3 protein-coding genes are annotated in these 6,193 nt (G+C 67.5%); 1 reads left to right on the top strand and 2 read right to left on the bottom strand.

Annotation, left to right across the window (positions count from 1 at the left end; genetic code table 11):
• Positions 1 to 14: 14 nt before the first annotated feature.
• On the bottom strand, positions 15 to 4,874 hold the full coding sequence (locus AWB68_RS41860) for a response regulator (RefSeq protein ID WP_087650022.1): 4,860 nt from the start codon (positions 4,872 to 4,874) through the stop codon (positions 15 to 17).
• 372 nt (positions 4,875 to 5,246) lie between these two features.
• On the opposite strand from AWB68_RS41860, the gene AWB68_RS41870 reads away from it, so the two are divergent.
• The gene (locus tag AWB68_RS41870; RefSeq protein WP_200828947.1) at positions 5,247 to 5,780 is read left to right on the top strand and encodes a cupin; all 534 of its coding nucleotides are present in this window, start codon (positions 5,247 to 5,249) and stop codon (positions 5,778 to 5,780) included.
• Positions 5,781 to 5,845: 65 nt separating this feature from the next.
• On the opposite strand, the gene AWB68_RS41875 is transcribed toward AWB68_RS41870, so the two are convergent.
• The coding region (locus tag AWB68_RS41875) for a substrate-binding domain-containing protein (protein ID WP_143282028.1) at positions 5,846 to 6,193 on the bottom strand (348 nt) is incomplete at its 5' end.

A 6,193-nucleotide genomic window follows, 5' to 3' on the forward strand; every position in this document is an offset into this window, starting at 1 on the left:
AAGCGCCAGCGCCCTCACCCCACGCAGGCCCTCAACGCATCGATCAAATCGCGCGGATCATAGGGCTTCTGCAACTGCCGCGCGCCGCCGAGCGCCTGCTGCTCCTCCGACGACAATGCAAGGTCGCGGCCGCTCAGGAAGATCACCCCAAGCGCAGGAATCAGCCTCCGCGCCGCGATCGCCAGATCGACCCCCGATGCGCCGCCCAGCCCGACATCGGTCAGCATCACGTCGACGGGCTGCTCGCGCACGATGCGCATCGCCTCCGTCTCCGAACTCGCCTCGAAAATGTTCAGCCCAAAGGTCGCGAGCAACTCGGCAGTGCTGGAGCGCACGAGATCGTCGTCCTCGACGAGCAAGATGCGCAGGCGACGCAGGGCCTCGGCGGTGTCGCCGCCGGTGCCGGATGCCGCCGAATCCCCGCCATGCAGCGCGGCCGCCGATGCCCGCCGCCGCGGATCGGTCAGCACATGGCGCACCTTGCGGGCCATCGCCTCGTGTGTGTACGGTTTGCTCAACAGTTCGATGCCTTCGTCGAGCCGCCCCGAATGCACGATCGCGTTGTCGGTATATCCCGACGTGAACAGCACCGCGACGGCGGGCAGCCGCTCGCGCGTCTTGCGCGCGAGTTCGGTGCTGCGCAGCGGCCCGGGCATCACGACATCGGTGAACAGCAAATCGATCGGCACCCCGCTTTCGACGATCGCGAGCGCGCTCTGCGCGTCCTTCGCCCGCAGCACGCGATAACCGAGGTCGGAGAGCATTTCGACCACCGTCGCGCGCACTTCTTCGTCGTCTTCCACGACGAGGATCGTCTCCTTCCCGCCCTTCGCCGGACCGGCGTCGACATTCGTCTCCAGGTCTTCTTCCTGGCGCACGCGCGGCAGGTAAAGGCGGATCGTCGTGCCGTGGCCGGGTTCGCTGTACACCTTGACATGCCCGCCCGATTGCTTGACGAAGCCGTACACCATGCTCAGGCCGAGACCCGTGCCCTGCCCTTCGGGCTTGGTCGTGAAGAACGGCTCGAACACGCGCTCGCGGATTTCGGGCGTCATGCCGGAGCCCGTATCGGTGACGGCGACCATCACGTACTGGCCGGGCGTCACGTCGGCGTTGCGCTTCGCGTAGGCATCGTCGAGCGCGGCATTGCCCGCTTCGATCGTGAGGCGGCCGTGGCCGTTCATCGCGTCGCGGGCGTTGATCGCGAGATTCAGCAGCGCGTTCTCCACCTGGAACGGATCGACGAGCGTATTCCATAAGCCGCCCGACACGATCGTCTCGATCTCGATGCCGTCGCCGAGCGCGCGGCGGAACATGTCGTCGAGGCCACGCACGAAGCGTCCGAGATTCACGACCTTGGGCGCGAGCGGCTGACGGCGGCCGAACGCGAGCAACTGCGAAGCGAGATTGGCGCCGCGCGCGACGCCCGCCAGCGCGTTACGCACGCGCTGTTCCGGCTTCTCCGACCCGGCGACGTCCTTGGCGAGCAGTTGCAGGTTCCCGCCGATCACTTGCAGCAGGTTGTTGAAATCATGCGCGACACCGCCCGTCAGTTTGCCGATCGCCTCCATTTTCTGCGCCATGCGTAGCGCTTCCTCGGCATGGCGCAGCGCTTCGGTCGTCTCGCGATCGGACGTGACATCGCGGCCGACGCCGTGAATGCGCTCCGTCGACGGATCGATCGTGAAGGTCCACGCGACCCAGCGCCACGAATTGTCGATGCGCCGCAAACGGCTTTCGTGGCGCATTGGCGCGCGGATCGCGCGCAGCCGGTCCAGATGTTCGGAGACGGCGGCGTGTTCGTCGGGGTGGATGAGATCGAGGTACGAGCGCGTGAGCAGCCACTCGGGGTGGTGGCCGAGCAGCCGCGTCCACGACGGGCTCACGCGTTGCAGCCTGCCGTCGAAGCCGGCCACGACGAGCAGGTCCTCGCTCAATTCCCACAGCCGGTCGCGATCGGCGACGGCTTCGACCACGCGCCGCTCGAGCGTTTCGTTCAGGTCGCGCAGTGCGCTTTGCGCCTTCGTGCGCTCGGCGATCTCGGCCTGCGCGGCCTGATAGAGACGCGCGTTGTCGATGGCGATCGCGGCCTGCGCCGCGATGCCGGCGAGGATGCGTTCGGCTCGCTCGGTGAACACGCCCGGCTTCGGATGACCGAAGAAGAGGCCGCCGAGCACTTCGCCGTTGCGCGACAGCACAGGCGCGGCGAGATAGCTGCGCACCGCGAGATGCCCCTTCGGCATGCCGCGATGCGGCGGGTTGTGGCCGTAGCGCGGGTCCTTCGTGATGTCGTCGGAGCGGACGATGCCGGCGCCTTCGAAGGTCGGGGCGAAGACGGCCGTGTTGCGCGGCATCGGGAACTTGTCGAATGCGTCCTTCGGCACGCCGGAGAGCGTGTACAGCATGTAACTGCCGCCCACGTCGTCGAGCACGTTGTAGAAGAACGAGCCGAACGCGGCGCCCGTGAGTTCGGTCGCGGCGTCGGTGACGGTCTGCACGGCACGGTTGAGGTCAAGCTCGGCCGCCACCGCCTGGCCGACGCGGTTCAGCACTTCGAGCGTGCGCGAGTCCTCGCGCAGCTTATTCTCGGTCTCGCGACGCAGCCGCGCGAGTTGCAGGTTGCTCGCGACGCGCGCAAGCAGTTCGCGCGCGGAGAAGGGCTTGGTCAGATAGTCGTCGGCACCCGATTCCAGGCCGCCGACGCGCGCTTCCTCGCCTGCCCGCGCGGACAGCAGCAGCACCGGCGTGTCGCGCAACGCCGGGTCCGCGCGCAGTTCGCGCAAGAGCCCGAAGCCGTCGAGGCGCGGCATCATCACGTCCGAGACGATGAGATCGGGCGCAGTCGCGCGCGCGGCTTCGAGCGCCGCCTGGCCGTCGATCGCGACGCTCACCTGATGCCCCGCCGCGCCCAGGATGCGTTTCATGTAGTCGCGCAGATCGGCGTTGTCGTCGACGACCAGCACGCGCGCCACCGCGGCTTCGGCCAGCACGGGTTCCTGCAGCGGCATCGGCTGCGAGAGACTGTCGTCTTCCGGGTTCCAGCGCACGGCGGCATCGACGTAGGCCTGCGCGTTCCGGCTCGTGAGCGCGTGCGCGTCCGGCGCGGGCGCGGCGAGCGCCTGCGCGCTCCGCGGCAGCCTGACCGCGAACCGCGAGCCGTGGCCGAGCCTGCTTTCCACGCCGATCGTGCCGCCGTGCAGCCGCACCAGTTCCTGCACCATCGCAAGCCCGATGCCGCTGCCTTCCACCGAGCGGCCCTTCGCGCCCGCCACGCGGTGAAAGCGCTCGAAGAGCCGCGGAATCTCGTCCTCGGACACGCCGATGCCCGAATCCGTCACGCTCACTTCGACGCTGCCGTCGCGCGTGGCCGCCATGGCGACCTCGATCGTCCCCGCGAATGTGAACTTGAACGCGTTCGAGAGCAGGTTCATCACGACCTTTTCCCACATCTCGCGATCCAGGTCGACGACGACGCCCGCATGCTCGCCTTCGATCACGAGCTGCATGCCCGCCGCCTCGATCGCCGAGCGAAATAGCGACGCGAGTTCGGCGGTGAACGCGCCGATGTCGGTCGGCTGCTTCTGGATCTGCATGCGGCCCGCTTCGATGCGCGAAAAGTCGAGCAGCGCGTTGACGAGCTTGAGAAGCCGCAGGCCATTGCGATGCGTGACCTCGATCAGTTCGCGATCGCTTTCGGCGGCGAGTTCCGGCTTCGCGAGCAGTTCTTCGAGCGGGCCAAGCATCAGCGTGAGCGGCGTACGGAACTCGTGGCTGACGTTGGAAAAGAACGCGGTCTTCGCGCGGTCGATCTCGGCGAGCGCCTCCGCGCGCCGCCGTTCTTCCTCGTAGGCATGCGCGTAGCCGATCGCCGCGCCGATCTGGCCGGCCACGAGATTGAGGAACGAGCGATAACTGTCGTCGAACAGACGGCACGGGTTCAGCGCCACGACCAGCACGCCGGCGCGCCCGGTCTCGCCGGCAGCGAGGATCGGCAGCACGGCGGCCTGTCGCGGCGCGATGGCCCAGGCGCCCGTCGGCAGGCCAGGGCCGAACCGCGCCGGGAGATCGTCGACGATGACGGGCGCCTGCGTGCGCAGCGCTTCCGCGAAAGGCCAGGGCGGCGCGTTGCCTGCGTTTCCCGCGTTCATCGAGGCGGGCGCCGCCGGGTGATCGTTCGCGATCCCGCACGTGCAGACGAGCGACACTTGCGTGCCGCCCGGCTCCGCCGCATAGAGCATCGCGAAGGGGATGTCGTGCGGATTGGTCGCGAGTGCGCGGGTGGCGAGCGAGCACGCTTCGCGCCAGGTGTGCGCATCGGGAGTCGATGCCGCGAGTTCGCGCAAGAGCGTCAGTTGCCGTTCGCCGACGACGCGGGCCGTGTCGTCGCTGTTCGCGCAGATGATGCCGCCGGTGCTGCCGTCGTCGTCGGGGACCGGGCTGTAGGAGAAGGTGTAGTAGGTCTCTTCGGGAAAGCCGTTGCGCTCCATGATGAGCAGCTTCTGCTTGACGAAGGTTCCCTCGCCGCCGGTGAGCGCCGAATCGAGCAACGGCGCGATCTCGTGCCAGATTTCGCGCCAGACGACTTCGGTCGGTTGCCCCAGTGCGACCGGATGCTTGCCGCCGATGATCGACTTGTAGGGATCGTTGTAGAAGAAGACGAGGTCGCGGCCCCAGCCGATCCAGATCGGCTGGCGCGAGGTCAGCATGATGCGGATGGCCGTCTTCAGGCTCTGCGGCCAATTTTCAGGGAGGCCGAGCGGTGTCGAGGCCCAGTCATGCGTGCGGATCAGCGCGCCCATTTCGCCGCCGCCCGCCAGGAAGGTCGGTGCGGCACTGACGGGTCCCGTATCCGCCATCAGATTGTCAGGTTTCATCAACGCGCTTCTCCTCGACACGCTTGGTCGCCGCTTCGGTCGTCGCTCTGGTCGCGCTGCCGTTCCGGACCACGCGTGCACGTGCAAGGCGTGGCGATCGCGCTGCCCCGGGCGCGGTCGTCCGGTGACAGCCGAACTGTGGAATTCTCGCACGGACGGGCGTTTGTGCGGAGGCGTTGGGATGCCTTCGGGTGCCTTCGGGCGTGGACAGAAGATGGGCATTCGCTTCACGAGTGAGGCGGAGTTTGCAGCCGACGGCCGGCCCGATCGACGTGCGCGTTGGTTAGCCAAAGGCGCCGCGCGCGCCGCCCTCCACGATCAGCCGAGGAACGCGGTTTGCGTGGTTATCCGCATGCATCAGGAGAAACCCCAATGACTGACGAAACCGAACACCTGCGTGCAGCCGATTCCCGTTGCGAACCTTTCATGCTCGATGCCAACGGCTGGGTGCCGAACAACGCGCGGCTGCCGGTGCTGCTCTGGCGCGGCGTGATCGACGGCGCACAGCCGGACGGCGCCGGCCGCTTCGAGGCGCTGTTCAGCGGCAATGGCTGGCCGCCGCAATGGCGCGACGGCGTCTTCGACTATCACCACTATCACTCGACCGCGCACGAAGCGCTCGGCGTCGCGACCGGCCGTGCGCAACTGATTCTCGGCGGCCCGGCCGGGCGGATCATCTCGGTGCAGGCCGGCGATGCACTCGTCCTGCCCGCGGGCACGGGGCATTGCCTGCTGTCGAGCGAGGGGCGCTTTCTGGTCGTCGGCGCTTATCCGCCGGGGCAGCAGTGGGATATCCGGCGCGACGCGCTTGACGACGATGGACGGCGCAGGATGGCAGCGCTGCCGATTCCGTCGAGTGATCCGGTGGGCGGGGCTGAGGGTGAAGTGACGCGGCTCTGGCATTGAAGGGGAAAACGAAAAGCGCCCGCCAACCCGCGCGAGCGCTTTCACCCTCTCCGCCAACTCGCCCCTCAACGCGGCGACGACCACCCCTTATAACTTCCGACGTTCTCACGCGTAATCAACGTCGACGGCATCAAAATCAGCGGGTTCGCCGGCTTCTGCCCGTTCATGATCTTGTAGCCGACGTCCACGGCCGTTTGCGCCATCGTCCACGGGTCCTGGCTCGCCGATGCCTGGATCAGCGTGTCGCTCTTCAGTGCGGTTTCGATGTCCGGCGCGCCATCCACGGACGTAATCACCATCTCCTTGCGGTGCAACTGCTTGGCCGCGAGATCGCTACCGACAGCCTGCGGGTCATTGATCGCGAACAGACCCTCGATCTTCGGGAAGCGCGTGAGGTAGCCCTGCATCGCGTT

The organism is Caballeronia choica, assembly GCF_001544535.1.
GTDB classification, from domain to species: Bacteria; Pseudomonadota; Gammaproteobacteria; order Burkholderiales; family Burkholderiaceae; genus Caballeronia; species Caballeronia choica.